The organism is Rhodococcus sp. IEGM 1370, from assembly GCF_033142325.1.
In the GTDB taxonomy this organism is placed as follows: domain Bacteria; phylum Actinomycetota; class Actinomycetes; order Mycobacteriales; family Mycobacteriaceae; genus Rhodococcoides.
This window is the reverse complement of the sequence record NZ_JAWLRY010000002.1, coordinates 66,477-92,109: the sequence shown is the minus strand read 5'-3', so window position 1 is coordinate 92,109 and position 25,633 is coordinate 66,477. Positions and strand designations below refer to the sequence as shown.

Annotated in this window: 25 protein-coding genes; 14 read left to right on the top strand and 11 right to left on the bottom strand. The window is 63.8% G+C overall.

What is annotated here, in order from left to right; translation table 11 throughout:
• Positions 1 to 54: 54 nt before the first annotated feature.
• The 4 genes from R4P47_RS03615 (at position 55) to R4P47_RS03600 (ending at position 4,559) form a co-directional block, all read left to right on the top strand.
• Positions 55 to 1,524 (top strand): condensation domain-containing protein, encoded by a 1,470-nt coding sequence (locus tag R4P47_RS03615; protein ID WP_149405426.1) that lies wholly within the window; start codon positions 55 to 57, stop codon positions 1,522 to 1,524.
• Positions 1,525 to 1,652: 128 nt separating this feature from the next.
• Positions 1,653 to 3,449: an acetyl/propionyl/methylcrotonyl-CoA carboxylase subunit alpha gene (locus tag R4P47_RS03610; RefSeq protein WP_149405425.1), complete on the top strand. Its 1,797-nt coding sequence runs from the start codon at positions 1,653 to 1,655 to the stop codon at positions 3,447 to 3,449.
• 7 nt (positions 3,450 to 3,456) lie between these two features.
• Positions 3,457 to 3,876, top strand: coding sequence for a DUF1707 domain-containing protein (locus tag R4P47_RS03605; RefSeq protein ID WP_068051410.1), 420 nt, complete (start codon positions 3,457 to 3,459; stop codon positions 3,874 to 3,876).
• Positions 3,873 to 4,559 carry a haloacid dehalogenase type II gene (locus tag R4P47_RS03600; protein ID WP_149405424.1) on the top strand — a complete coding sequence of 229 codons (687 nt, stop codon included), beginning with the start codon at positions 3,873 to 3,875 and terminating at the stop codon, positions 4,557 to 4,559. Before R4P47_RS03605 ends, R4P47_RS03600 begins: the two co-directional genes overlap by 4 nt.
• A gap of 217 nt (positions 4,560 to 4,776) precedes the next feature.
• On the opposite strand, the gene R4P47_RS03595 is transcribed toward R4P47_RS03600, so the two are convergent.
• From R4P47_RS03595 to R4P47_RS03585, 3 genes are read right to left on the bottom strand one after another with little or no spacing between them, the layout of a single operon-like run.
• Positions 4,777 to 5,604, bottom strand: coding sequence for a hypothetical protein (locus R4P47_RS03595; protein WP_149405423.1), 828 nt, complete (start codon positions 5,602 to 5,604; stop codon positions 4,777 to 4,779).
• A 27-nt stretch (positions 5,605 to 5,631) separates the two neighbouring features.
• A complete protein-coding gene (locus R4P47_RS03590; protein WP_149405422.1) occupies positions 5,632 to 6,249 on the bottom strand; it encodes a class I SAM-dependent DNA methyltransferase in 618 nt (205 codons plus the stop codon).
• A gap of 29 nt (positions 6,250 to 6,278) precedes the next feature.
• Positions 6,279 to 6,680, bottom strand: coding sequence for a VOC family protein (locus tag R4P47_RS03585; RefSeq protein WP_149405421.1), 402 nt, complete (start codon positions 6,678 to 6,680; stop codon positions 6,279 to 6,281).
• Between the two features lie 169 nt (positions 6,681 to 6,849).
• Between R4P47_RS03585 and R4P47_RS03580 the strand changes: the two genes are divergently transcribed.
• Positions 6,850 to 7,410: an alpha/beta fold hydrolase gene (locus R4P47_RS03580; protein WP_149405420.1), complete on the top strand. Its 561-nt coding sequence runs from the start codon at positions 6,850 to 6,852 to the stop codon at positions 7,408 to 7,410.
• Positions 7,411 to 7,449: 39 nt separating this feature from the next.
• On the opposite strand, the gene R4P47_RS03575 is transcribed toward R4P47_RS03580, so the two are convergent.
• Positions 7,450 to 7,983 (bottom strand): NTP transferase domain-containing protein, encoded by a 534-nt coding sequence (locus R4P47_RS03575; RefSeq protein ID WP_149405419.1) that lies wholly within the window; start codon positions 7,981 to 7,983, stop codon positions 7,450 to 7,452.
• A gap of 178 nt (positions 7,984 to 8,161) precedes the next feature.
• Between R4P47_RS03575 and uraD (R4P47_RS03570) the strand changes: the two genes are divergently transcribed.
• From uraD (R4P47_RS03570) to pucL, 4 genes are read left to right on the top strand one after another with little or no spacing between them, the layout of a single operon-like run.
• A complete protein-coding gene (uraD, locus tag R4P47_RS03570; RefSeq protein WP_149405418.1) occupies positions 8,162 to 10,066 on the top strand; it encodes a 2-oxo-4-hydroxy-4-carboxy-5-ureidoimidazoline decarboxylase in 1,905 nt (634 codons plus the stop codon).
• Positions 10,067 to 10,076: 10 nt separating this feature from the next.
• The gene (gene uraD, locus R4P47_RS03565; protein ID WP_094686415.1) at positions 10,077 to 10,580 is read left to right on the top strand and encodes a 2-oxo-4-hydroxy-4-carboxy-5-ureidoimidazoline decarboxylase; all 504 of its coding nucleotides are present in this window, start codon (positions 10,077 to 10,079) and stop codon (positions 10,578 to 10,580) included.
• Positions 10,577 to 10,903, top strand: a complete 327-nt coding sequence (gene uraH, locus R4P47_RS03560) for a hydroxyisourate hydrolase (RefSeq protein WP_032376865.1) — start codon at positions 10,577 to 10,579, stop codon at positions 10,901 to 10,903. The genes uraD (R4P47_RS03565) and uraH overlap by 4 nt, the downstream gene beginning before the upstream one ends.
• Position 10,904: 1 nt before the next feature.
• Positions 10,905 to 11,825: a factor-independent urate hydroxylase gene (gene pucL / locus R4P47_RS03555; protein WP_094638994.1), complete on the top strand. Its 921-nt coding sequence runs from the start codon at positions 10,905 to 10,907 to the stop codon at positions 11,823 to 11,825.
• Between the two features lie 10 nt (positions 11,826 to 11,835).
• On the opposite strand, the gene R4P47_RS03550 is transcribed toward pucL, so the two are convergent.
• Together R4P47_RS03550 and R4P47_RS03545 are read right to left on the bottom strand one after the other, a co-directional pair.
• Positions 11,836 to 12,468, bottom strand: coding sequence for a DUF2461 domain-containing protein (locus tag R4P47_RS03550; RefSeq protein ID WP_149405417.1), 633 nt, complete (start codon positions 12,466 to 12,468; stop codon positions 11,836 to 11,838).
• Positions 12,469 to 12,477: 9 nt separating this feature from the next.
• Positions 12,478 to 14,046, bottom strand: coding sequence for a PucR family transcriptional regulator (locus R4P47_RS03545; protein ID WP_149405416.1), 1,569 nt, complete (start codon positions 14,044 to 14,046; stop codon positions 12,478 to 12,480).
• Positions 14,047 to 14,260: 214 nt separating this feature from the next.
• Between R4P47_RS03545 and R4P47_RS03540 the strand changes: the two genes are divergently transcribed.
• Positions 14,261 to 15,073 (top strand): FAD binding domain-containing protein, encoded by an 813-nt coding sequence (locus R4P47_RS03540; RefSeq protein WP_317784088.1) that lies wholly within the window; start codon positions 14,261 to 14,263, stop codon positions 15,071 to 15,073.
• Positions 15,070 to 17,784 (top strand): molybdopterin-dependent oxidoreductase, encoded by a 2,715-nt coding sequence (locus tag R4P47_RS03535; protein WP_149405414.1) that lies wholly within the window; start codon positions 15,070 to 15,072, stop codon positions 17,782 to 17,784. The genes R4P47_RS03540 and R4P47_RS03535 overlap by 4 nt, the downstream gene beginning before the upstream one ends.
• Here the strand turns inward: R4P47_RS03535 and R4P47_RS03530 are convergent.
• The 3 genes from R4P47_RS03530 to R4P47_RS03520 all read right to left on the bottom strand — a co-directional run bounded on the left by R4P47_RS03530 (position 17,756) and on the right by R4P47_RS03520 (position 20,169).
• On the bottom strand, positions 17,756 to 18,193 hold the full coding sequence (locus tag R4P47_RS03530) for an Lrp/AsnC family transcriptional regulator (protein ID WP_032376860.1): 438 nt from the start codon (positions 18,191 to 18,193) through the stop codon (positions 17,756 to 17,758). The two genes, R4P47_RS03535 and R4P47_RS03530, sit on opposite strands and share 29 nt — an antisense overlap.
• 81 nt (positions 18,194 to 18,274) lie before the next feature.
• A complete protein-coding gene (locus tag R4P47_RS03525; RefSeq protein ID WP_317784087.1) occupies positions 18,275 to 18,985 on the bottom strand; it encodes a type II CAAX endopeptidase family protein in 711 nt (236 codons plus the stop codon).
• Complete coding sequence (locus R4P47_RS03520; RefSeq protein ID WP_149405413.1) at positions 18,985 to 20,169, bottom strand: NAD(P)H-binding protein; 1,185 nt, start codon at positions 20,167 to 20,169, stop codon at positions 18,985 to 18,987. Before R4P47_RS03520 ends, R4P47_RS03525 begins: the two co-directional genes overlap by 1 nt.
• A 54-nt stretch (positions 20,170 to 20,223) precedes the next feature.
• On the opposite strand from R4P47_RS03520, the gene R4P47_RS03515 reads away from it, so the two are divergent.
• The gene (locus R4P47_RS03515) at positions 20,224 to 20,829 is read left to right on the top strand and encodes a ribulose 1,5-bisphosphate carboxylase large subunit (RefSeq protein ID WP_149405412.1); all 606 of its coding nucleotides are present in this window, start codon (positions 20,224 to 20,226) and stop codon (positions 20,827 to 20,829) included.
• 3 nt (positions 20,830 to 20,832) lie between these two features.
• Here R4P47_RS03515 and R4P47_RS03510 read toward each other — a convergent pair whose 3' ends face one another.
• Positions 20,833 to 21,951 (bottom strand): acyl-CoA dehydrogenase family protein, encoded by a 1,119-nt coding sequence (locus tag R4P47_RS03510; RefSeq protein ID WP_149405411.1) that lies wholly within the window; start codon positions 21,949 to 21,951, stop codon positions 20,833 to 20,835.
• Between the two features lie 347 nt (positions 21,952 to 22,298).
• On the opposite strand from R4P47_RS03510, the gene R4P47_RS03505 reads away from it, so the two are divergent.
• Both R4P47_RS03505 and R4P47_RS03500 read left to right on the top strand, forming a co-directional pair.
• Complete coding sequence (locus R4P47_RS03505; RefSeq protein ID WP_149405410.1) at positions 22,299 to 23,528, top strand: aminotransferase class I/II-fold pyridoxal phosphate-dependent enzyme; 1,230 nt, start codon at positions 22,299 to 22,301, stop codon at positions 23,526 to 23,528.
• The gene (locus R4P47_RS03500; RefSeq protein ID WP_149405409.1) at positions 23,525 to 25,090 is read left to right on the top strand and encodes an NAD-dependent epimerase/dehydratase family protein; all 1,566 of its coding nucleotides are present in this window, start codon (positions 23,525 to 23,527) and stop codon (positions 25,088 to 25,090) included. The genes R4P47_RS03505 and R4P47_RS03500 overlap by 4 nt, the downstream gene beginning before the upstream one ends.
• Here the strand turns inward: R4P47_RS03500 and R4P47_RS03495 are convergent.
• On the bottom strand, positions 25,074 to 25,595 hold the full coding sequence (locus R4P47_RS03495) for a DUF1992 domain-containing protein (protein ID WP_149405408.1): 522 nt from the start codon (positions 25,593 to 25,595) through the stop codon (positions 25,074 to 25,076). The two genes, R4P47_RS03500 and R4P47_RS03495, sit on opposite strands and share 17 nt — an antisense overlap.
• Between the last annotated feature and the right edge of the window lie 38 nt (positions 25,596 to 25,633).

Below are 25,633 nucleotides of genomic sequence, written 5' to 3'. Positions count from 1 at the left end.
GCCCCTGGAGCCCAGTCCCCCCGATGCGTACGACGAAGGTTGGTTGCTGCCGATATGGAGTTCACGGAGTTGGCGGACTACGCGGTTCCCGCGGGCACGCTCACCGAGTGGATACCCAGCGTCGGCCCGCAGGCCCGCACTCCGGAGGCTGCTGGCTGGCATCCCGACGCCAGGCCGACGTCCTACGTCCACGAGGCTCACCTTCGTACGAGCCTGAGCAGTCCTCGCCGCGGTCGTGAATCATGGCTCGGCGCGGCCTTCGAAATCGCAGGCCCGCTGGACAAGCCCGCGTTTCGCCAGGCAGTGCTGAACTGGATCGACCGGCACGAGGCGATGCGTTCGAGCGCGTCGATCGACGAGGTGACGGGCGAGATGACGCGGGTGACCGCAGCGCAGGGTGCCATCGACATCTGGCAGGTCGAGCAGGAACGGTGCGCGCAATCGAGTGAGGTGTTCGAGCACCTGCAGTATCTGTTCGACGAGTTCACCTCGCCGTTGATCTGGCCCGCCTACGCCTTCGTGACGCTCGAACCGGTGGACGAGACGCGTCCGGTCACCGTGTTCTTCGCAGCGGATCATTCGATCATCGACGGTCTGTCCACGGTGCTGGTCGCGCACGAGATAGCTGCTCTGTACGGCGAGGAACTCGGTGGTGCGCCAGCTGCCCTGTTCGAGGCCGGCAGCTACCTCGACTTCGGTTCATCCGAACGCGAGAGGAATGCAGAGCTGGAGCATTCCCACGACGCGGTGCGGATATGGCGGGATTTTCTCGTCGACGGCGAAGGTGAGCTACCGGCCTTTCCACTCGACATCGGAGATCCGAGCCCGGACGATCTGCCGCAGGGTGGTTTGTCCGCGTGGGTGCTCGACCCCGATCAGGCCGACTCGTTCTCGGTCGCCTGCCGCAAGACCGGACACAGTCTGTTCGCAGGGTTGCTCGCAGTTCTGGCCATCACCGGCTCCGAACTGGGCGGCGGCACTCGTTTCCGCACGGTGACGCCGGTGCACACTCGCGACGAGCCGCAATGGGCGTCGGCGCTGGGTTGGTTCGTCGGACTGTGCCCCATCTCTTTCGACATCGCCGGTGCGGACTCGTTCGGCTCGGTGGTCGCGGCGGCATCGGCCGAGGTGAAGAAGACCAAACCGATCGCCCGAGTTCCTCTCGATCGCGTGTTCACCACTCTGGGCTACTCCGCCCGCCCGCGTTTCGTCGTCTCGTTCATGGACGTGCGGTTCGCGCCTGCCGCCGAGCACTGGCCGGACTGGAACGCCCGGGCGTTGCGCAGCAAGCAGTACCAGCACGACGTGTACATCTGGATCAACCGCACGCCGCAGGGAATCAACATCGCGGCTCGCTATCCCAACACCGAGCAGGCGACCGCGCGGGTTCACGAATACGTCGGTGCCTTCCGAAAATTGTTGAGCGATGTGGCGGACACCGGTACCGCCCGATTCCCCCTCACGGGCGACGAGCGATCCGATATCGGACATACCGACACCGGTCAGATCGCTACCAATCAGTAGCTCTCCGCGGCTCGCCGCCGGTCAGCTGCAGCTCTGCAGACCGATTGCAGCGATGACAGTGCCGATGCTTAGACTCCGACGTGACGTTCGTAACGAAGCACGCGAGAAACACATCCGTAGGAGGCTCAGTGCCCAGCCATGCCAGTGCTCAGATCACCAAGGTTCTTGTCGCCAATCGTGGTGAGATCGCGGTGCGGGTGATCCGGGCTGCGGCCGATGCCGGGTTGGCCAGTGTCGCTGTGTACGCCGAACCCGACGCCGACGCCCCGTTCGTCCGTCTGGCCGACGAAGCGTTCGCGCTCGGCGGTCAAACCTCCGCGGAGTCGTACCTGGTGATCGACAAGATCATCGACGCCGCCGCCAAGTCCGGGGCCGACGCCATCCACCCCGGCTACGGATTCCTCTCCGAGAACGCCGACTTCGCCCAAGCCGTCATCGACGCCGGCCTGATCTGGATCGGACCGTCCCCACAGTCGATCCGCGACCTCGGCGACAAGGTCACCGCCCGCCACATCGCCGCCCGCGCCAAAGCCCCCTCGGTCCCCGGCACCTCCGAACCGGTCAAGGACGCCGACGAGATCCTCGCCTTCGTCGACGAACACGGCCTACCCATCGCGATCAAAGCCGCGTTCGGTGGCGGCGGACGCGGCATGAAAGTCGCCCGCACCCGCGAGGAAATCCCCGAACTGTTCGACTCCGCCACCCGCGAAGCCGTCGCCGCGTTCGGCCGCGGAGAATGCTTCGTCGAGCGCTACCTCGACAAGCCCCGCCACGTCGAAGCTCAGGTCATCGCCGACCAACACGGCAACGTCATCGTCGCCGGCACCCGCGACTGCTCCCTGCAACGCCGCTTCCAGAAACTCGTCGAGGAAGCACCCGCCCCGTTCCTCACCGACGCCCAACGCAAAGAAATCCACTCCTCCGCGAAAGCCATCTGCCTCGAAGCCGGCTACTACGGTGCCGGCACGGTCGAATACCTCGTCGGCCAAGACGGCCTCGTGTCGTTCCTGGAAGTGAACACCCGTCTGCAGGTCGAGCATCCCGTCACCGAGGAAACCTCCGGCATCGACCTGGTGCTGCAGCAGTTCAAGATCGCCAACGGTGAAGAACTGTCCATCACCGACGACCCCGAACCACGCGGGCATTCGTTCGAGTTCCGGATCAACGGCGAAGACGCCGGACGCGGCTTCCTGCCCGCCCCCGGTCCGGTCACCACCTTCCGTGCGCCGTCGGGACCCGGTGTGCGGGTCGATTCCGGTGTCGAATCCGGCTCGGTGATCGGTGGCCAGTTCGATTCGATGCTCGCCAAGCTCATCGTCACCGGCGCGACCCGCGAGGAAGCCCTCGCCCGTTCGCGTCGAGCGCTCGCGGAGTTCACCGTCGAGGGACTTGCGACGGTGATTCCGTTCCACGCCGCGGTGGTTTCCGATCCGGCGTTCATCGGCGACGGCGACTCCTTCGACGTCCACACCCGCTGGATCGAAACCGAATGGGACAACCAGGTTCCCCCGTTCACCGCCGGACAACCCATCGACGACGAGGAAGTCCTGCCGCGGCAGTCCGTCGTCGTGGAGGTCGGTGGCCGCCGCGTCGAGGTCTCCCTGCCCGGGGAACTGTCCCTCGGCGGCGGTAACGGCGGAGGGCCCGCGGGCGCGGTACGGCGTAAACCCAAAGCCCGCACCCGCGGCGGTGCCGGAGCCGGTGCCGCATCCGGAGACTCGGTCACCGCACCCATGCAGGGCACCGTGGTCAAAGTCGCCGTCGACGAAGGCCAAACCGTCGACGCCGGTGACCTCATCGCCGTCCTCGAAGCAATGAAAATGGAAAACCCCGTCAACGCCCACAAAGCAGGCACCATCACCGGCCTGACCGTCACCGCAGGCGACGCCATCACCCAAGGCACCGTCCTCGCAGAGATCAAATGACGTAGCGATGTCCGAGCTTCCGGAGATCCGAATCGGTACGGCTGATCGGGAGAAGGCCCTCGAGGCACTGAGTCTGCACTTCAGTGAGGGTCGGCTGACTGTGCCCGAATTCGACGAGCGCAGTGCCGTCGTTGCTTCGGCGACGACGCGTGGGGAGATCGACAAGGTATTCGTCGATCTCCCCGCTGCTTCGACGTCGCACACACCCGCCCAGCTCGGGAAATCTCCGGCACCGACCGAGGGCGGTGCCGGAATCGATTGGCGCGCAGTGGTGATGCCCCTGGTCATCTTCGGTTCACTGGCATTGTTCTTCCTCACCGACTTCGATCAGAAGTGGCTGTTCTTCCTTCTCATCCCACTGGCGGGTGCGCTGCTGTCGGCAGGCGGTCACTCGAAGAGTCCGAAGAAAAAGAAGAGGGATCGTTGAAGGCGCTTCTGTTCGATGTGTTCGGCACGGTGGTCGATTGGCGTACCAGCGTGGCCCGCGAGGTCGAGTCGCTGTGTGGTCCCGACATCGACAGTCATGCGTTCGCCGACCGCTGGCGCAGTCTGTATCAGCCGGCGATGGAACAGGTTCGGTCGGGCAATCGACCGTTCACCCGGCTCGATGTACTTCATCTCGAGTCACTTCGAGTCGTGTTGTCGGAGTTCGATGTTCAGCTCGACGACAGTGATGTCGCATCCTTGAATCACGCGTGGCATCGATTGGATCCGTGGCCGGATTCGGTTTCTGGGCTGACCCGACTACGCACCGAGTTCATCATCGCGCCGCTCTCCAACGGCAACATCTCGCTGCTGCTCGATATGGCCAAGAATGCCGGACTGCCGTGGGACGCAATCCTCGGAGCAGAACCGGTGCGTGCGTACAAGCCGATGCCAGACGCCTATCTACGCACCGCCGACATTCTGGGTCTAGAGCCGACCGAGTGCATGATGGTCGCCGCACACAACAGTGATCTCGCTGCCGCTGCCGACTGCGGCTTCGCAACGGCATTCGTCGCTCGTCCCCTCGAACACGGGCCGAGTCAGAGCACCGACCTCGCCGCGGAATCCGACTGGAATCACAGCGTCGACTCGATCGATTCTCTCGCAACGCAATTGGGCTGCTGACCACTGCTATCGGGTCAGAGGAATCAGCTGGTGCGCAATCCACGCGTCCACGTCCCGGTGCGAACGGAAGCGAACGATCGTCAACTCCGGGCGGCGCACACTCAGTCGCTGCACTCGCTCGGTAATCGAAGGGTAGGTGTTCCATGCCCATCGAACGATGTGGTCGCGGTCGAAGAATAGCTGCGTCCAGCGTGCTGTACCCGACTGATATTGCCCTCTACGGTTGGGCACACAGCGCTACGATCGCCTCCGCCATGTGGTTCACGAACTCTCGACGCGCCGACTCGGTCAGCCGGTCGAGTGAGAGGTACGGGTTCAGGTCTTCGAGCTCGACCAACAGCAGCGTTCCGTCGACGGTGCGGCATGCGTCCACCCGAGTGATTCCGTGGTCGATGTCGTTCCAGTCGACGAATCGTTGCGCGAACTCTCGGTCCTGAGCAGTAGTCGAGTACGGCTCCAGGTCCCAACGTCGGTCGGGGTCAGGAGCGTACAAGGCGTATTGAACTGTGCGGCCGATGAAGTAGAACGACACTTCGTACACGAAATCGATTCGCGGCTGAATCAGGCTGCCCGGCTCTAATTCCGATAATTCGGCGCGCCCGGAATGACGCATGCCGATCGAGTCGGCACCCCATTTCGGTTTCACCACATAGGTATTCACTTCGGGTAAGCGCGAGACGTTCCGTGGGTCGTCGACGGTAGGTATGACCGGAAAACCATCTGCGAAAAGATCGACCAGGTACTGCTTGCCTCTCTGGTCGCCTTTGCCGGTCAGCTGGGTGAAGACCTTCGTGCCGTTCTCGCGCGCATGCCGAGCAAACATTTCGAAAGCATCCTGGTACCCCAGCACAGGCCCGGAGTTCCGGATGACGACCACATCGAAGCCGTCCATCAGCGCAAGCGCGTCGAGCGGGTGGCAGAGCGCAATGTCGAACCACTCGCGGAGCTGCGACGACAGAAAGATGTCTTCGTCGCAGTAGCGTCGGCCCTTCGACAGATACGCCAGGTCGGTGACGAAGAGAACGCGTGGACGGGGTGCCTGCATCGGGCAGCTCCTACTGGTCTCGAGACATCACGATGTTCGTTTGCGGGCCAACAGAAATGCCTGCGATGTCGACTCGTTTCCCATCGGAGCTCGATGCACGCGGACGTCCACCTCGAAGTTCGCCTCGACGAGCATGCCTGCGACCATGTCGGGGTCGAGTCGGTATGCGTCGTACGAGACCGAGTGTCCGTACGCCTGCTCGAGTCGCACCCGCTCGTTGCCTGCTTGAAATGCCAACAGCAGCAGACCTTCCGGCATCAGCACCCGATGCAATTCGGCAAAGATCTTCGACAATTGGTGCGGAGGCGTGTGGATGATCGAGTACCAGGCAACGATCCCCGCCAGAGAGCTGTCACCCGCGTCCAATGCCTCCATCGATCCGACATCGAATCGCAGGTGCGGGTGTTCGCGCTGCGCGACCTCGATCATGTTGGGCGACAGATCCATTCCCGCTACGTCGAGACCGAGGCGGTGCAACTGGTCGGTAATGCGGCCGGTTCCGCATCCCACCTCGAGAACACCGCCGGTCGACACTCGGTCCGCGAATGTCGCCAACAGTGCATGCTCGAGATGCCGCCCTTCGAGTTCGTCGCGAACCAGGTCGGCGTAGCTCTCGGCAACGGTATCGTAGGCGGTCCTCGTCATCGAAACATGCTGTTGCTCGGCCACAGTGGCTACGGTACCGGCTCACCCGGTGTCGGCAGGTACGAGTGCGTCAGCATCTCGAAGAAGTGCCCGGTCGGGTCGCGGAAATACACTCCGCGGCCTCCGTGGTCGGTGTTGACGGTGCCGGGTTCGGTCATCCGAGGGTCGGCCCAGTGTTCGACGCCCTGGTCGACCAGCCTGGTATAGGCCGCGTCGAACAGATCGTCGCTGACCCGAAACGCGTAGTGCTGAAACTGAATATCGCCGAAGGGGGGTTCGGCGAATTGGATGAGAATTCCATCGGTGAGTTGCACATTGACGAACGGCCCCCATGACGGGGCCTCGGGTAAAGCGAACAGGGTGCAAAAGAACTCGGCCGATGCGGCACTGTTCTTCGCAACGATGATGGTGTGATCGAACGAAATGGACATGCGCTGCCTCCTGGGCAGTACGACGCCTCCATGCCTGACGCAGTCCGTCATCGACACGCGACGCTGAGGACGATGCTCGCACGGACCCCGAATCCGAGTCAACCGGTGAATTCACGGCCGCGATTCGGTCTTCTTCGATGACAGTATTTGCCGAGGAAAGGACCCCACTATGGTCGGTCGACTTCTGTTCATTCACGGTGCCGGCGGATTTTTGGCCGACGCACCGCTGGCCAACGGACTTGCACAGGCTTTGCACCTCGATCTGTGCATGCCCGAACTGTCCGACACCGCCATGAGTTTCGAGGACTGGGCCGAGCCGGTTCGCCGGCACCTGGACCGGCTCGGACCGGAGGATTGGGTGATTGCGCATTCCTTCGGCGCATCGATCCTCGTCGGGGTCCTGGCAGAGAATCGACGGGAACGGCCGCGGCGGGCAACTCTGTTGGCGATGCCGGACTGGACTCCTCGTGGATGGGACGTCGTCGACTACGCGTTCACCGGCCCGGAGCCCGAGACCGACCTGACGCTCGTCCACTGCCGGGACGACGACGTGGTTCCCATTTCTCACCTGGCGTCGAACTCGACGGCTCTCCCGTCGGCGAGAGTGATCGAGTTGTCGACCGGTGGTCATCAGTTCGACGGCATGATCGACGTCGTTGCCGCCGAGATCCGCGGGTTCGAGCGTCCCCGCGGGGACGCTTCTACTGGCCCCGATCCTCGTAGTCGATGACGAGGCCGACTCGGCCGAACATGCAGACTGGGCGTCCGCTCACCGATAGTCGTGGTCGATTCCCGTTGCCCATTGCGAACATTCGACGGCGATCACGTCGTCTCTCCCCCGCAGGAAGTCGCGTGCACCGAAGTCCCCCGAGGCCGATGCCACGGCTGCGTCGACGTGTCGCCGCGCCAGAACGACCGGATGTCCGGGACGGCCGTCGAACACGGCTCTTGCGAGACCGGTTTCCCGCGCAGCAGCGAGAACCGCCCGCACCACCTCCGCTCCCACGTCCGGCGTATCGACCACGTGCACCACCGCGTAGTCCGCGTCCGACGCTGCGGTCAGACCGGCCTCGAACGAAGCGCTCATTCCTTGTTCCCACTGGGGTGCATAAACAGCGATCACACCGTCGGGCACGGGCGCATCCGCCGCTCCCAGCACCACGACCACGCGATCACAGCCGCCGTCACGCAAGGCCCGCACCGCCGTCCTCAGCCACAGCCCGTCGTGGGCGAGCACTTTGGGCGATCCGTATCGCGTTCCGGCACCGGCGGCCAGTATTACTCCGACGGCAAGGTACGACACGATCGTTCCTTTCAGTCTCGGGTGGAGTCTTGGATGTTCGCACAACGTCAACGTCGAGTACGTCCCGAAGTTTGTGCTCGCTCGACTAGCGAGGATAGGCGTGATGACTGATTCTTAGTGCACTTCTCCTGCAGCGTCGCAGGAATCCTGCCCTGTTGCTTCCGCGAGGTGCCCACCCATGTCCGTCAAGCCCACCACACGCAAACGTGTCCATCCTGTCGACGAAGTGCTCCCCGTTCCGAAACTTGCTGCTTACGGGTTCCAACATGTCGTCGCGTTCTATGCAGGCGCGGTCTTGGTGCCGATCATCATCGGCAGCGCGATCGGACTGACCAACGAACAGTTGATCCACCTGATCAATGCGGATCTGTTCACCTGCGGCATCGCCTCGATCATTCAATCGGTCGGATTCTGGAAGATCGGTGTCCGCCTGCCGCTCCTGCAGGGCGTGACGTTCGCCGGCGTCTCTCCGGTGATCGCGATCGCGATGGCGAACGGCGGCGGCACCGAGGGGTTGCTGTACGTCTACGGCGCCGTCATCGTCGCCGGTCTCGTCACGTTCTTCATGGCTCCGTACTTCAGTAGGCTGCTGCGATTCTTCCCACCGGTGGTCACCGGTACCGTCATCACGATCATCGGTGTGGCGTTGCTGCCGGTGGCGGTCAACGATGCGGTGACCAATCCTGCTACCCACGAACAGGATCCGTCCAACGGACGGTGGATGGCCTACGCGATCGGCACGCTGCTGATCATCGTGCTGATCCAACGATTCTTCAAGGGCTTCATGGCCACCATCGCTGTGCTTCTGGGCCTGGTGATCGGTAGCGCCGTGGCGTTCGCTCTGGGAGACATGAACTTCGACGGCACCTCCGAGGCGTCGTGGGTCGGTTTCACGCAGCCCTTCCTGTTCGGTGTGCCCAAATTCAGTGTCGTCGCGATCATTTCGATGATCGTGGTCATGCTCATCATCGCCGTCGAAACCACCGGCAGTGTGTATGCGACGGGTGAGATCGTCGGCAAGCGCATCAAGAAGGACGACATCGCAGCGACTCTGCGCGCGGACGGCGTGGCCACCGTCATCGGCGGTACGTTCAACTCGTTCCCGTACACGGCCTTCTCGGAGAACGTCGGCCTGGTCCGCCTGACCGGCGTGCGCAGCCGTTGGGTGGTGGCCACGGCAGGCGGCATCATGATTCTCCTGGGTCTGCTGCCCAAGACGGCAGCAGTCGTGGCATCCATCCCGCCGCCGGTGCTCGGCGGAGCGGCGCTCGCCCTGTTCGCGACCGTCGCCGTGGTCGGAATCCAGACTCTGTCGAAGGTGGACTTCACCGATCACCGCAACCTGATCATCGTCGCGACGAGCCTCGGTCTCGCGATGCTCGTGACCATTCAGCCGACGGTCTCCGAGGGTGTGCCCGATTGGCTGGAAATGTTGTTCGGCAGTGGCATCGTTCTCGGCGCGGTCTCGGCAATCGTGCTCAACGTCTTGTTCTTCCACATCGGTAATCGCGGGCAGGCAGTCGCCGGTGGTCCGGGTAAGGGCATCACCCTCGACACGGTCAACGAGATGTCCGCCGAGGACTTCGCTGTTACGTTCGGCGGCTTGGTGCAGGGCACTCCGTGGGTGGTCGAACGCGCGTACCAGCAGCGGCCTTTCGCCGATGCGCACGGGTTGCGCGAGGCGTTCCAGGAGGCATTGTTGGCCGGCACCACCGAGGAACAGATCGAGCTGATCAACAGCTACCCCGATCTCGGTAGCGAGGACGCCACCGGCACCCTCAACGCAGCGGACCACGTCGGCTTGTCCAACCTGGAGGAGGACGAACACGACAACATCGTCCAACTCGCCGCCGAATACCGCGAACACTTCGGCTTCCCGCTGGTGATCTGTGCACGGGAGACGGAGCGTTACGATCGAGTTCTGGCCAACGGGTGGTCACGCGTCGAGAACGCACCGTCGGCGGAGCGGTCGTTCGCGATGATCGAGATCGCCAAGATCGCGAACTACCGGTTCGACGACCTTGTGGCCGACGCCAACCCGATCGCGGCCGCGCGGTTCGGTCGCATCAACGACTTCAGATAGCGAGCGAGATGTGCTGCACGAATGGATAGGGCTCGACGGGTTCAATCGGCTCAGTGATCGGCAAGCGATGCATGCACTCTACGAGTGCTGCGCATCGTCGATCTGGGCCCGTCGAGTCGCCCAGGGTCGCCCCTTCGAAAGTCGAGATCTGCTGTTGGACAGGGCGGATCGAGTACTTGCCGAACTACCCGAGGCCGAGATCGACCATGCACTCGACGGTCATCCACGCATCGGCGGCAAGGCCGACAACCCGTCCTCGAAACGTGAGCAGGCCGCTGTGACGACGGCGGGTACCGAGGTGCGCGAGAAGCTGGCGGCGGGAAACCGTGCGTACGAGGACAAGTTCGGCCATGTGTATCTGGTGTGCGCCACGGGCAGGTCCGCGGAGGACCTGCTCGCTATCCTCGAGGAGAGGCTCGACAACGATGCCGAAACCGAAAGACGGGTGCTCCGCGTGGAACTGGCCAAGATCAACCGAATTCGCCTCGGGCGCATGCTGGGACCAGAGCAGTGACGGGGCTGTCGACCCACGTCCTCGACGCCACCTCGGGGACACCTGCGGTGGGGATGCGGGTGCGGTTGTTCCATCCCGAGAAGGGCGAGATCTCCACCGCCACCACCGATGGCGACGGCCGAATCGGCGAGGTGGTGCCGGGGCCGATCGATCCGGGCGTGTATCGCCTCTCGTTCGACACCGGCGATTATTTCGAGGCGACATCGACACCGAGCTTCTATCCCGAGGTGTCGATCTCGTTCACCGTCACCGATCCCGATGCCCACTATCACGTCCCATTGCTGTTGTCCCCCTTTGCTTATTCGACCTATCGCGGGAGCTGACATGACCGACCTGACCGGAAAGATCGTCCTCGGATCCAATCAGTACGGCAAGGCGGAGAACCGCGTGGTGCGGATCTATCGCGACTCTCCCCGGCACGAGATCCACGACATCAACGTGTCGAGCGCCCTGCGCGGCGACTTCTCGCCCGCGCATCTGGTGGGAGATCAGTCCAATGTGCTTCCCACCGACACCCAGAAGCAGACCGCGTACGCGTACGCGAAGACCAAGGGGTTGCTGCATCTGGAGAGCTACGGCCTCGATCTCGCTCGGCACTTCGTCGACGATGTGGAACCCGTCGAAGGGGCCCGCATCGAACTCGAGGAGTACGCCTGGGCTCGCGCGGTGATCGACGGCGTCGAGCACGATCACACGTGGACCCGCAAGGGTGAGGAGATCCGTACGTCGGCGGTGACCGTCGAGGGTAAGGGCGACGCGCAGCAGACGTGGGTGATCAGCGGCTTCAAAGAGATGGTGATTCTCAAGTCCACGGGCTCGGAATTCCACGGATTCCTCGAAGATGACCTGACGATTCTCGAACCCACCACCGACCGCGTGATGGCGACATCGCTGACCGCGCAGTGGCGATACACCACCACCGACGTCGAGTGGGACGCCGTGTACGCGGGTGTGAAGGCGGCGATGATCGAGCGGTTCGCCAATCTGCAGTCGCTGGCCCTCCAGCAGACTCTGTACGCCATGGGCGAGGCGGTGCTGGAGAAGTATCCGTTCATCGCAGAGATCACGATGTCCGCACCGAACAAGCATCACTTCGTCTACGACCTGGGCAGGTTCGGCATCGAAAACAATCTCGAGGTGTTCAACGCGGACGATCGGCCGTACGGTCTGATTCAGGCAACCGTCGAGCGTGAGGATGCCCCGGACGCCGGAAGTGCCTGGCGGACATACTCTGTCGTCGGATAGAGCGCTGCGCTCACGTGTGCAGCGCCGCAGTCCACTCCACCAACGGGGTCAGGGCTCGCCAGGCATCGCGCACCTTCGTGGCGGCCTTGGGTGTCTCCAGCCACGCGGGTGAGCCGAAATGCTTGCCCGCGGTGAGTGACTTGTGGCGCAACAGGTCGATGCGCGGGTGTTCCAGCTCGTATCCCCGCGGCTTGGTCTTGAGCTTGTCGCCGCCGATCTCGTATCCGGCCTTGGTCAGCGTCGCCAGAATTCGCTCGAGTTCGGCACCGCGGACGTCGTCGTCGACGGTGCGGCGGTAGCGGGCGACACCCTCGGTCGAGGAGTTGTAGAAGCCGCCTGCGACGAACAAGCCGGCGGGGTCGATCTGGACGTAGTAGCCTAGACTGTCCCCACGAGCGAGGAATCCACCCTGATGGGTCTTGTACGGCGTCTTGTCCTTCGAGAAACGGACATCGCGGTAGGGGCGAAACACCTTGGCGCTGCCGAATTCCGGTTCGAGGGTCGCGAGCAATGCTGTCATCGGCCCCTTGACCGCGCTGTCGTAGACCTCCTTGTGCTCGCTCCACCAGAGCTTGCTGTTGTCGGCTTCGAGGTCCTCGTAGAAGTCCAGGGCAGCGAAGGGTATTCCGGTGAAGCCAGTCATTCCTCGATCCTATGCGGCCCCGGTGGCCGACGAACGAGGGATGGATTGAAGCGCGAGGTAGACATCGAGCCGGTCCGAGGTGGAATTCAGATCCCGGCCCAGCAACTCCTCCACTCGCTTGATTCGGTACCGCACGGTGTTGAGGTGGACGTGCAACGACTCGGCCGTCCGGTTCCACGATCCACCGGTCGCCAGGAATTCGCGGAGGGTGTCGGTGAGTCCGGCATCGGTGCGCCGGTCGTAGTCGAGCAGTGGAGCGAGTACGTGTTCGACGAACGACCGACGCACGTCGTCCGGCAGGGCCGAGAGCATCGACACCGCCGAGGTCAGTTGCGCACCCGCGGTGACGGTCACCGGGCTCGACCCTTGTCTGCTGACTTCGAGTGCGTGCCGGGCCGACCGCAGCGCGCCGTCGATGGTGATGCCGGTTGCCTCGGAGCTGACCCCCACGAGCAGACGGCTGTGCCCGATGCCGGAGCCCAAGCGAGTCAATCGAGTTCGCAGTGTCTGTGTGAAATCAGGATCGTCGGTGTTCACGACAGCGACGATGTCGCCGTGCGTGCTGCACCCGACGCATCCTCCACCGAAGGAGGTGAGTGTGTCGCTGAGAACCGTACGCAGCATCTCGCGCAGGTCGATCCGTCCGCTGTGAACGACCCTGACGACGACCAGCGAGCGGTCCGGGTCGACACCTGCCTGACGCAGCCGCGTCAGGGCTTCGGGTCTGGTGCTGTCGGCCTCGATCAACGCCACTGCCTGGTCGGCGATTTCGCGTCGGACCAGTCGCCCCTCCTCGCGTCGAGCACGATCGAGCGCGGCGATGGCCGCGAGCTGGCCGAACGCATCGGCGATGGCGGGTGGGAACGTCGCCATGTCTCCCGCCACCGCGAGGAACCATCGTGTGGTCCGCTGCGCGAGCGCAGGCCCGACACCGAAGATGCTGTACACACCTCCGTCACTGAGAGTGGTTGTCGTGGGCAGCCTTTCGGAGGACAGCGCAGCGTGCGTCAGAGTATCGACGTCGGCATCGGAGAACGCCGAGACCTCGGCCACCAGCCGGCGTCCGGTCGCCGTGAAGATCAGACACGCCATCCCGGTTTCCCTCGATGTGTGCAGGGCCAACTCGTCGAGCGCTCTGCCGTCTGCGATCGCGGTGAGCAGCTGGCGTTGCCGAACGAGCGAGCTGTTCAGCGAGGCTATGCGATCTCCGGTGACACGGCCGACGAGAAACTCCGTCACCTCGCCGAACGAGACGGTCTCGGGTACCGCGAGCAGGGGTAGTCCGTGCCGCTCGCATGCGTCGATCAGGTCGGGTGGAACGTGGCCGAGCAAGCCTTCACCGGCGGCCAGTGCCGAAGCCCCCGATTCGGCGACGGCCCTGACGAACATCTCACTGTCCGCGGGCGTTCGATGCCATACGAGACCGGTGATGACCAGCTCGCCACCCGCGATGTAGCGCGACGGATCGGGCAGATCGGTCGTGTAGGTCCAACGCAGCGTGCGGCCGAGGGCGTCGGTATCGGAGGTGAGCAATCGAATGCCGAGCTGCGTGGCGTCGAGCAAGTCCTTGACCTGCACTGCTGTTCCTCCCCCCGGCCCTCGCTGAGCGTGCTCGAAACAGCTGAGCTCGTAGGAAAAACAGTATGTGTGGGTTGTTTCGTGCGAGTTTCGGGCGTATCGCCGAACGACCGAAGATCGGTAACAGATACTCACTACAGTTCGAGGGGACACATCGGGTGTTGGATCTGTCGGCGTGGTGGATCTGCCGGCGAGAACGAGGTGAACGAAGGCCATGGATCTCGGCACTGTCGACGACATTCTGCTTCCCGGCTCCCGCGCGGACCTTCCGCCCGGACGCGCGGACACCGCCGTCCTTGCCGGCGGTACCTGGCTGTTCTCCGAGAAGCAGGACCACTTGGCCACCCTCGTCGATGTCACCGCCTTGGGCTGGGAGCCGTTGACCGTCACCGAGACCGGGCTCGAGATCGCTGCCACCTGCACCATCGAGACTTTGGCGCGCTACTCCTCTTCGTGGCCGGCCACCGCATTGTTCCCCCGCTGCGCAGCGGCGTTGTTGGCCTCGTTCAAGATCTGGAAGACCGCCACCGTCGGCGGCAACATCGCGCTGGCCCTGCCTGCTGGAGCGATGATCTCGTTGACCGCCGCTCTCGACGGTGTCGGGCAGGTGTGGTCGGGTGATGGGCCCGATCACGACTACCGCATCGCCATCGCAGATCTGGTCACGGGCCCGCACGCCAACGCCCTTCGACCGGGAGACGTGCTGCGCAGCATCGATATTCCGCTGCACGCGCTCCAGTCCAGAACGGCGATGCGCAAGCTCGCACTGTCACCGCTCGGGCGATCGGCCGCCGTGGTGATCGGACGGGTCGACGACGGCGGCGAATTCGTTCTGACCGTCAGCGCGTCGACCGTCCGTCCGTTCGTTCTGCGCTTCCCCGGCCTGCCGACGGCGGCCGAACTCGACGACGCGCTCGCTTCCACCATCGGTCTCCAGCACTGGTACGACGACCCCCACGGGGCTCCGGACTGGCGTCGACACATCAGTTGCACTGCAGCGCAGCAGATTCGCGAGGAGTTGTCATGATCGTAGACATCAACGGTGTGCCGACCGATGTCACTCCGCGGCCCGGTCAGTGCCTGCGCACCCTGCTCCGTGAACACGACCACTTCGAGGTGAAGAAAGGGTGCGACGCAGGCGACTGCGGCGCATGCTCGGTGCTCGTCGACGGCGAACCGGTGCACTCGTGCATCTTTCCCGCGTTCCGTGCCGCCGACCGGTCCGTCACCACCGTCGCGGGGCTCGGTACACCGGACGACCTCCATCCGATGCAGAGCCGATTCGTCGAAGCCGCCGGTTTCCAGTGCGGATTCTGCACTGCGGGAATGGTCGTCACCGCCTCGACGCTGACCGAGGAAGATCTGGACGAGCTTCCCGAACGGCTGAAGGGAAACCTGTGTCGCTGCACCGGATATCGCGCCGTGTCCGACGCCGTCTGCGGGGTGGTCAACACCGAGAAGTCCGTCGAAGGTCCGGCGTGTGGACGGTCGCTCGCGGCACCCGCCAGCACGCGCATCGTCACCGGAACCGAGCCCTACACACTCGACCACACCCCTGCCGGGTTGCTGCACGCCACTGTTCTCGGAAGTCCACACGCGCATGCCCGGATCGTTTCCGTCGATACCACCGCGGCAGAGCAGGTGCCGGGGGTGCACCTGATCCTGACTGCGAAAGACAGTCCGGCGACGGCATTCTCGACGGCCCGCCACGACCGCCGCGTCGACGATCCGGACGACACCCGTGTGCTCGATACCGTTGTGCGCTTCATCGGCCAGCGAGTGGCGATCGTGGTCGCAGAATCGGTTGCGGCGGCCGAAGAAGGGTGCCGCGCTCTTGTCGTCGAGTACGACGTGCTGCCGGCAGTGTTCGATCCGGAGTCCTCGCTCGCAGCCGATGCGCCGAAGATCCACGGCGACAAGGACGCGACGGCGCGAATCGCGGATCCGTCTCGCAATCTGGTGGCCGAGCTGCACGGCAGTACCGGGGACGTCGACGCTGCCGTTCGCGACGCGGCGGCGGTGGTCACCGGCCGCTGGACCACGCAGCGGATTCAGCACGTGCACCTGGAAACCCACGGCACCATCGGTTGGTTGGACGAGACCGGAAAACTGAATCTACGCACCAGCACTCAGGTTCCTTTTCTGGTGCGCGACGAGATCTGCGAGATCTTCGGTTTGGCACGCGATCGTGTTCGCGTGTTCACCGCGCGCGTCGGCGGCGGGTTCGGAGGCAAGCAGGAGTTGCTCACCGAGGACGTGGTGGCGCTGGCGGTACTGCGTACCGGTCGACCGGTGCAGTTCGAGTTCACGCGCACGGACGAGTTCACCGTGGCACCGTGCCGTCATCCGTTCCGCGTCGACGTCACGGCCGCCGCGAGCGCCGACGGCACGCTGACCGCCCTGTCGATCGACGTTCTCACCGACGCCGGTGCCTATGGGAACCACAGTGCCGGTGTGATGTTCCACGGCTGCGGCGAGTCGGTGGCGATCTACCGGTGCGCCAACAAACGGGTCGACGCAAAGACGGTGTACACCAACAACATCCCGTCCGGAGCTTTCCGCGGCTACGGGTTGGGACAGGTGATGTTCGCGATCGAATCGGCGATGGACGATCTGGCGCGAGAGATCGACGTCGATCCGTTCGAGTTCCGCAGACGCAACGTGATCGTCCCCGGCGACGACATCGTCGCCGCCCACCACGAGGGAGACGACCTGCAGTTCGGCAGCTACGGCCTCGATCAATGCATCGACCTTGCCGAAGCCGCTCTGCGACGAGGCAACGGCGAGCACGCACCGGCGGGCTGGAAGGTGGGCGAAGGAATGGCGGTGGCCATGATCGCGACCATTCCCCCGCGCGGCCACCGCGCCGAGACCTCGGTGGCACTGCTACCCGAGGGGCGGTACGAGATACGCGTCGGGACTGCGGAATTCGGCAACGGAACCACCACCGTCCACACTCAGATCGCGGCGAGCGAACTGGGCACGTCCGTCGACCGCATCGGAGTCGATCAATCCGACACCGACTCGGTCACCTACGACACGGGCGCATTCGGTTCGGCGGGCACCGTGGTGGCAGGCAAGGCCCTGTATGCGGCGGTTCGCGCGATGTCGGCTCGGATCCTGGATCTGGCCGCCACGGCGACCGGACACCGAAATTCGGACTGCACACTCGGACCGGAGGGCGTGCGCTGCGGAGATCGCTTCGTCACCCTCGACGACATTCTGGCGATGGCGGGAGGCACCCTCGTCACCGCAGGCAACAGTGGCGGGCTGCCGCGTTCGCTCGCCTTCAACGTGCACGCGTTCCGGGTGGCGGTGCACGAGGACACCGGCACCGTGAAAATACTGCAGTCGGTGCAGAGCGCGGACGCCGGAACCGTGATGAACCCGCAACAGTGCCGTGGTCAGGTCGAGGGCGGCGTCGCACAGGCGATCGGAAGCGCGCTGTACGAGGAGATCCGCACCGACGGTGCCGGTCTGGTCACCACCGATTCGATTCGTAGCTACCACGTTCCGCAGTTCGCGGACATTCCTCGCACCGAAGTTCTGTTCGCCGACACCTACGACCGTCTGGGCCCGTTCGGCGCGAAGTCGATGAGCGAGTCTCCGTACAACCCCGTGGCACCGGCTTTGGCCAACGCCATTCGCGACGCCGTCGGTGCCCGGCTGTACGACCTACCCATGTCGTCGGACCGCGTCTGGCGGACAGTCAGCGGTCGTAGAACGTCTGCAGAATGATCGTGCTGCGCGTCTGCACGTTGGCGGTTGCCCGGATCTCCTGCAGCAGGCGTTCGAGCGCCCTCGGCGATTCGACTCGCACCAGCAGAACGTAGCTTTCCTCACCGGCAACCGAGTGACACGACTCGATGGCCGACAGATGCTTCAACCTGGCGGGGGCATCGTCCGGTTGGGCCGGATCGATCGGAGTGATGGCGACGAATGCCGACAGCGGACGGCCGAGGGCCTCCGGATCGACCTGGGCCGTGTATCCACGGATGACGCGCCGGGACTCCAGCCGTCGAACCCTCGATTGAACGGCGGACACGGACAGGGAAGCCTTCTCCGCCAACGTCGCCAAAGTAGCGCGTCCGTCGGAGACAAGCTCGTCGATGATCAAGCGATCGACGCGATCGAGATTTTCACTCACCTGCGCAATGTAGCCCAGATCCGAGACGAATCAGCGGCCACATCCGTTTCTGCTGGTCGAATCGGTGCTTGTGCCTCTTTTTCACAGGAACAGAGGGGGCAGGGCGAGGACCATGACCGCCGACCAACTGACGTGCGTGAGAATCGGTGCCAGAATTCCGCCGGACGCGCGCCGTTGCAGGCCCATCACGTAGCCCAGCAGCACTGCGGCGAAGCCGAGCATCGGGTTGCCCGACGCGAGGGTGGCAATGGCGTAGATGACGGTGGAGATGATCACCGGATGCTTGACCCCGATGGCCGAGTACAGGGCTCCCCGGAAGAAGATCTCCTCGGCGACGCCGTTGAGCAGCGCGATGAAGACGATCAGAACCAGTGACCCCACCCGGGCGTGTGCGAGCACGTTCTCGGTGAAGTCGGCCAGCGGAGGAATCTGCCGAACCACGAGTCCGCCGAGCAAGAAGACTCCGCCCACGGCGAGTCCGATCAGGATGGGGGTGACGATCGGCCGTCTGATCGACCCGCCGACCTGGATACGGCCCAGGTGCAGTGGTCCGGACGCAAATCCACCGATCGTCCAGACTGCGGCCAGCACCAGCGTCAGCGCATAGAATGTCGGGTCACCCGGCTCCGTCTCGAGCGAGAAGTACAGCACCGTCGCGCCGATCACCAAAGTGATCATCACGACGATTCGGCGCTTGCGAAACGCAGCGTCGGACTGTCGGTGATCGCGCTCGACCGGATCGACCAGAGCGGACTTCATCACGTTGAGCGCGGTCGTGGACCACGTTCCCATCACGCCTCCTCGGTATCGGTCAGTCGGCGTACGGCCGACCTCGCGCGTCGATTCACGTCGGCTATCACGTCGAGATTGGTGCGCACCGCTGCCGCGACGGGCTTGGCGTACAGCAGTCGACGCCCGCCGAGGGCTTCGATCAACCCCCAGGTGCGGTCCGAGGATGCCGCGACACCGCGACGTCTGATCCCCAGAGCGTCACCGCCGCTCCAGGCCGCATCGGTGCTCGCGAGCCGAAGCGGATCCTTCAGCGCACACACACCGGGAGGGTCACCGACCATTCCCCGCACACTACGGGCCATGGCGTCGGCAATCGTGGTGAGACCTCGGGGAGGGTCGGGCACGAGTTCACGAATCCGACTCTCCGACGTCGTCATCGTGTTGTGCAGCGACCCGACGAGATCTTCGGCGAGTCCCGCGGGAACCGGAATGATCTTTCCGATGACCTTGCCTGCGAGCGAGGTCGGCACCAGCGGCACCGGAACGCCGATGCGCTGGAGGCCGGCAGCTTCGACATACGCGAACACCAGATCTCGATACGGCACCACATCCGGCCCACCGATGTCGTAGGAACCCGCCGGGACTGCATCGGTGTCGGCGCTTGAGAGCAGATAGTGCAGCACGTCGTCCACGGCAATGGGCTGCACGGGCTCGGCGAGCCAACTCGGCAGCGGCAGCACCGGCAAGCGGTCGGCGAGGTAGCGCAACATCTCGTACGACGTCGAACCTGCACCCAGGACGATGGCCGCTCTGAGCCAGACCAACTCGACGCCGTCCACCGTCAGAGCCTCGCCGACGTCCGCCCGGCTCGCGAGGTGCTCCGACAGCTGGTCGTCATCGGGTACGAAACCACCGAGGTAGACGATTCGGCGTACTCCCGCCCGCGCCGCCGCCGCGGCGAACTGCTCGGCAGACCGCCGGTCCTGCGCGCGGTAATCGGACTCGCCGATGGCATGCACGAGGTAATAGGCCACGTCGATGTCGCCGGACTGCGCGAACGCGGCAGCGCAGGACTGTTCGTCGGTGACATCGAGCGAGACTGCGGTGACGGAGTCGAAGAAGTCGAAGGTCCGCAGGTTGTCCGGCGTTCGGGAGCCGACGACGACCTCGAACTCGTCGGCCAGCAGAGCTGCCACCAACCGCGACCCGATGTACCCGCTGGCACCGGTGACGAGAGCTCTCATGCTTCGAGGCTAACGGCACTCGGGGCGTTGTGTCGGTGTGGCATTGTCGCTCCTATGGCTCTGGTCTTGGCAGGTGTGGTTCTCCCCGATCCCCTCGGTACCGAAACTGTGCTCCGGCGAGGAGTCGCGGTCGCGCGGGCCGGTGCGGGCTGGATGCTCACCACGACCGCTTTCGCGCTTACCCTGCCCGGCCGAATCGAAGCACTGCTGACGCGCATTGAGATGTTGATGACACGTATCGATCACGTGATCGACTCCGCCGACGCCGTGGTCGCCAGCGTGCAGCGGACAACCGGGGCCGCGGACGAGGTGGTCGCGTCGGCGTCGGTCGCCTCACACACCGCGCTGGAGCTGATCGAGTTGTTCGATCCCATCGCCAAGAAGTCCGAGCCCATGGCCCGCAAGTTCGTCGACAACCTGTCCGAGGAGGAAGTCGACGCCGCGATCGCGATGGTCGATCAGCTCCCCGGACTCCTCGATCACATGGAAGCGCTGCTTCCCATTCTCGCCACCCTCGACACGGTGTCCCCCGAGATTCACGAGCTCCTCGGAGTCACCAAGGACGTTCGACGTGCGGTCATCGGCATTCCGGGATTCAAGTTCTTCCGCAATCGCGGTGAGGACAAGCTAGCCGACGAGGAACGAGACGCCGAGCAGTAACTGCTACTTGACGAAGGCGAAGTCTTCACCCGCATGGAAACGGGCGAGGGTCTCCGAAATCGATCGCCGTGACGGCGGGTGGAAAGCGAAGGCATGCAATGCCGCTGCGACGTAAGCGATTTCGGGTGACTTGATGAATCCGATTCCGCCGAGTGACTCGATCGCAGCGGAACTGCTCCGCACCAGAGCGTCGCGAATGGCGATGCGGTTGAACAACAACCTCACCGAGATATCTTGTCCGCGTTCACCTTCGTCGAAAGCGCGGGCCACGTTCTCGATGGCCGCCATGGATGTCTCCAGTTCGGCCGCCGCTCGAACGTAGCCCTCGTGATCGCCCTTGTCCTGCTCGATCATGCGCTCGAGCAGGGACGTCGCTGCACCGATGTAGTTCGCGGAGATCAACATGCCGAACCACAGGTAACCGGTCATCTCGTGCACGCCATCGGGATCGTCATCTTTGTTGGGCAGAACCAGACTCGCGGGCACTTCGACATCTTCGAGCAGGACTTCTTCGCTTTGCGCGCCGGCCAGAATATCGGTGGTCCAGAACGGCTTCACGCTCATACCTGGGAGGCTGGCCGGAATCAGAGCGACGGCGCGGTCACCGGAGTCGATCTCGACACTGCACGTCAACAGATCCATGGATCGTGCCAGGCTGCACGGCTTCTTGCTGCCGTTGACGATGTAGTTGTCGCCCTTCTTGACGGCGGTCATCGTCGGAATGAACACACTGCCGCCGGTGACGCCCTCGGAGAATCCAGAAGCAACGATCGCCTTCTGCTCGACCAATCCCTTGATCAACGCGCGATCGTCCTCGGTGGCACCGCGAGCGAACTCCGTCAGCGAGGCGAGCGAGAGATGATGCATCGTCGTTCCGGCACCGAGAGAGGGCGAGCGAGACCCGATTGCCCGTTGTGCGCGGACCGCATCGATGGCCGGAGCACCGAGGCCGCCCAGCTCGGCCGGGACCACCAAACCGGTGCCGCCGAATTCGCGAAACTTGTCGATCGCGTCCGAATCGCGCGCCTCGAGTCGGTCCAGCGGGGTTGTGTCCAAATAGTGCAACAAACCCGGCATGTACTTCTCGAGGGTTTCCCTCTCACGCACCATCAATCCAGTCACTGTTCGTCTCCTTGTGTCACTTTTTGATTTCGTACCAGTTTTTGATCACGGCAATTCGGACTTGAATCTACAAGCATTCCGAAGGTGGAACTGGGTGAATTTCTCCAGGTCATCAACGGTACCCGACGTTTCGAGAATGGAAACATAAAAGTTTTCGTAAAGCTTTCCTGAGAAAAGAACTTTGATTATCTTATTGCGACCGTATCCGACGCAATCCTCGATCCATGGGTACATCGGTTCACAGAAATATTCTTTCCATCAATACCCATCGCTATCCGGTACAGCTCCGAATGAACGAGAAATTGGCGAACATTCTATTTCAACTCTGTGAGGAGTTCTGGTCGATAATGGCTGTCAACAGATTGATGAAGAGACTCGGCGGCGACGAGCGCGTGGACTTGCTGCGGGCCGTTCGGGAAGCCGATGTGGCTCCGTACTTCCGCAGGATGGAGTCCGCCGTGGCACCGGTCGTCCGAGTCGAGGGCAAAGACAAGCTCATGCTCGGCTCCAACAACTATCTCGGAATCGCCGACCACCCCAAGGTAGTGGAAGGAGCCCAACATGCGTTGGACACCTTCGGAAGCGCGGTGACCGGTAGTCGGCTGCTCAACGGCACGATGGACCTGCATCTCGAGCTGGAGAACGAAGTTGCCCAGTGGCACGGAACCGACGACGCGTTGGTCTTCACCACCGGGTACCAGACCAACCTCGGAACCATCAGTGCAATCGTCGGACCCGGCGACACCGTCGTAGTCGACTCGGCGGCACATGCATCCATTCGCGACGGCAGCGCCCTTTCCGGCGCGTCGGTGGTCAAGTTCAAGCACAACGACATGGCAGACCTCGAAGCCAAACTCCAACAGCCCGTCGTCGACGACGGTGCCGTGCTGGTCATCGTGGACGGCCTGTATTCCATGGAGGGGGACCTCGCACCGCTCGACGTGGTGTCCGAGCTGTGCATCCGCTATCACTCGGCACTGATGGTCGACGAAGCGCACAGCCTCGGCATCTACGGGCCCGAACTCACCGGAGCCGCCGAACTGTTCGGCATCTCCAAGGACGTCGACGTCACGATGGCATCGCTGTCGAAGAGCCCCAGCTCCACCGGTGGGTTCGTCACCGGTTCGAGCGACTTGATCGACACCCTCCGAGTCAAGGCCCGCGCTTTTCTGTTCACAACCTCCGGCGTGCCTGCCGCAGTGGGTGCCGCGTTGGCATCCGTGCGCCTGATCCGAAGCGACGAGGGGAAAGATCGAGCTCGGCGCGTACTCGACAATGCCGAGATCCTGCGCGGCGGATTGCAGTCGGCAGGGCTCGACGTGGCAGGCCGCTCCGCCACCCCGTACGGAGACACCGCCTCCCCCATCGTCTCTCTCCACGTCGGCGACGATCTCGTAGCCATGAACCTGTGGAAGAACCTGTACGACCGTGGCATCTTCACCAGCGCCGCTTTGCATCCCGCCGTGCCCAAGTCCGGTGCACTGCTTCGCTTGTGCGTGATGGCCACGCACACCGAGCAGCAACTGGCGACCGCCACGGAACAGATCATCGAGGCCGTGGCAGGGCTGCCCGAATGAGTGAGCACACCCGTGGCCTGCGCGTTGCAGTCACCGGGGCAACGAGTGATTTCGCGGCGGCGATACTACCGCGGTTGTTCGAGGATCCCGAGGTGGATTCGGTAGTCGGCATATCTCGTCGCCCAGCTCGACTCGAAGACCCCAAATTCTCCTCACTTCGGTCCGATATCAGGTCATTGGACCTCGAGGAGATTTTCACCGGTTGCGACGTTGTCGTGCATCTCGCGTTCGTGGTCGAGGAGCTCAAGGACAAGGCCGAGACTCACGACATCAACCTCCGCGGCTCACGCAACGTCATCGATTCGGCGTATCGAGCGGGCGTGGCACGAGTGGTGATTGCGTCGAGCATCAACGCATACGGTGCCGACATCGCTCCCGAGCCGCTCACCGAGAACAGTTATCCCGCAGGCGATCCCAACCGTTATTACTTCTACGACAAGGCCGAGGTCGAACATTACGCGGAGTGGTGGCTCCGTAGACACCCCGGCGAGATGACCATCTCCATGTTGCGGTGTACGTACATCGTCGGACCCGACTTCGCCAACGACGGAATCGACCAGTTCACCGGGCCGATCGGTGCCTTCCCGGAGGCGGATCGGGCGTCGTATCAATTCCTGCACCAGGACGACATGGCCGACGCCTTCCACCGCGCAGTCAAGACCGATCTCATCGGCCCGTACAACCTCGGTCCGGTGGACTGGGTCGGTGTGCGCGAACTGGCTGCGATGCAGGGACAGTTGATGTTCGACGTACCGCAGAAAGCCGCAACCCACGTCGCCAATGTCGCGTTCAGACTCGGCCTGACACCCTTTTCCGGGCAGTGGGTCACACCCGGGGAGCCCATCGTCGATTCCTCGGCTCTCGGCCGAGCCACCGGCTGGGCACCGACGCTCACGGCACACGAGAGTGCAGCGATGATGATTCTGCTGCAAGGCAAGTCGCTCCTGCGACGTGGCGACGCCCTGGCACGCGGCATTGCCTGCGAAGCGGCACTGCGCCCGGCATCGGAGGCCGTTGCGCTGAGTCGCGAGGATGTTGCAGCACTGCAGGTGGAGCATCGACAACTCGATACCGGCCGCGGAAGCGTGCACGTCGAAATCCATCGAGCATCCGTCGGAACCGGAGAGTCGGTGGTACTGGTCGCCGACGCCGGTGTGCATGCACGCTATCTCACGTCGTTGGCCTCGGACGTCGCTGCCGGGGGCGTCCATGCTGTGGTGCTCGATCTACCCGGGCACGGCTTGAGCACCGGTCAGCGCGGGCGATCGTCGGCAGCGCAGACCACCGAGGCCGTCGATGCAGCACTACGATTCGCTCGAATCGAGCTCGATACCGCACCGATCTCCGTGCGCAGCGGAACCCGACACGTGGAGGACACACTGGTCAGCGGGATTCTGAGGCGGGCCACCGGCTGGAAGACGATGGAAGAACCGACCAGGCCCGACGGGTTGCTGCCGTCGAAGATTCGGGTCGACGGAACAGCCGGCATTCCGTTCGTGTCGACGGCCGCCGATGCGCTGGCCCTGCGCACAACGACGACGGGACTCACCGCCGCCAGGTGAGTGTCCGACGGACGCGCGCCCACCACGATGCTCCAGCTGTATCGGACGCTGCAACCAGGGGTTCGGCCGACTGCGAGCGATGCTCGCGGGCCAGTCGGTCGACCTCGGCGCGGTTGATCCGCCAGCTCTCCATCCAGTTCTCGACGTCCACCGGGCCGAGCGGCACGATCGGCGGCGTCGGGAACCGAATCCAGTCGACGATGCGAGCGTTCGACTCGTCCAACACCTCTCGTGCCGAATCCTCGCGCCGAATGCCGATCAATGTCGACGGCAGCCGCTCGATCTCCTTGCGCAGCTGCAATGCGGTGGGTAGCAAGGCGTCGGCGGGCAGGTTCTCCCGTTTCAGGTAGCCCCGCACCCACCACAGCTCGTCGCCGGGATCGCCGACCGGGATCGGCTTGCCGGTGCCCTCCAGGCCCTCGAACGCACCGTTGTCCTGCGCCTCGCGAATCTGCTTGTCGACCCAGGACTCGAACGTGACTCCTGGCTTCTTGCGTTCGGTCACCCCGTCGACTGTAGATCCGGTGCCGGGGTCCGCGCCAC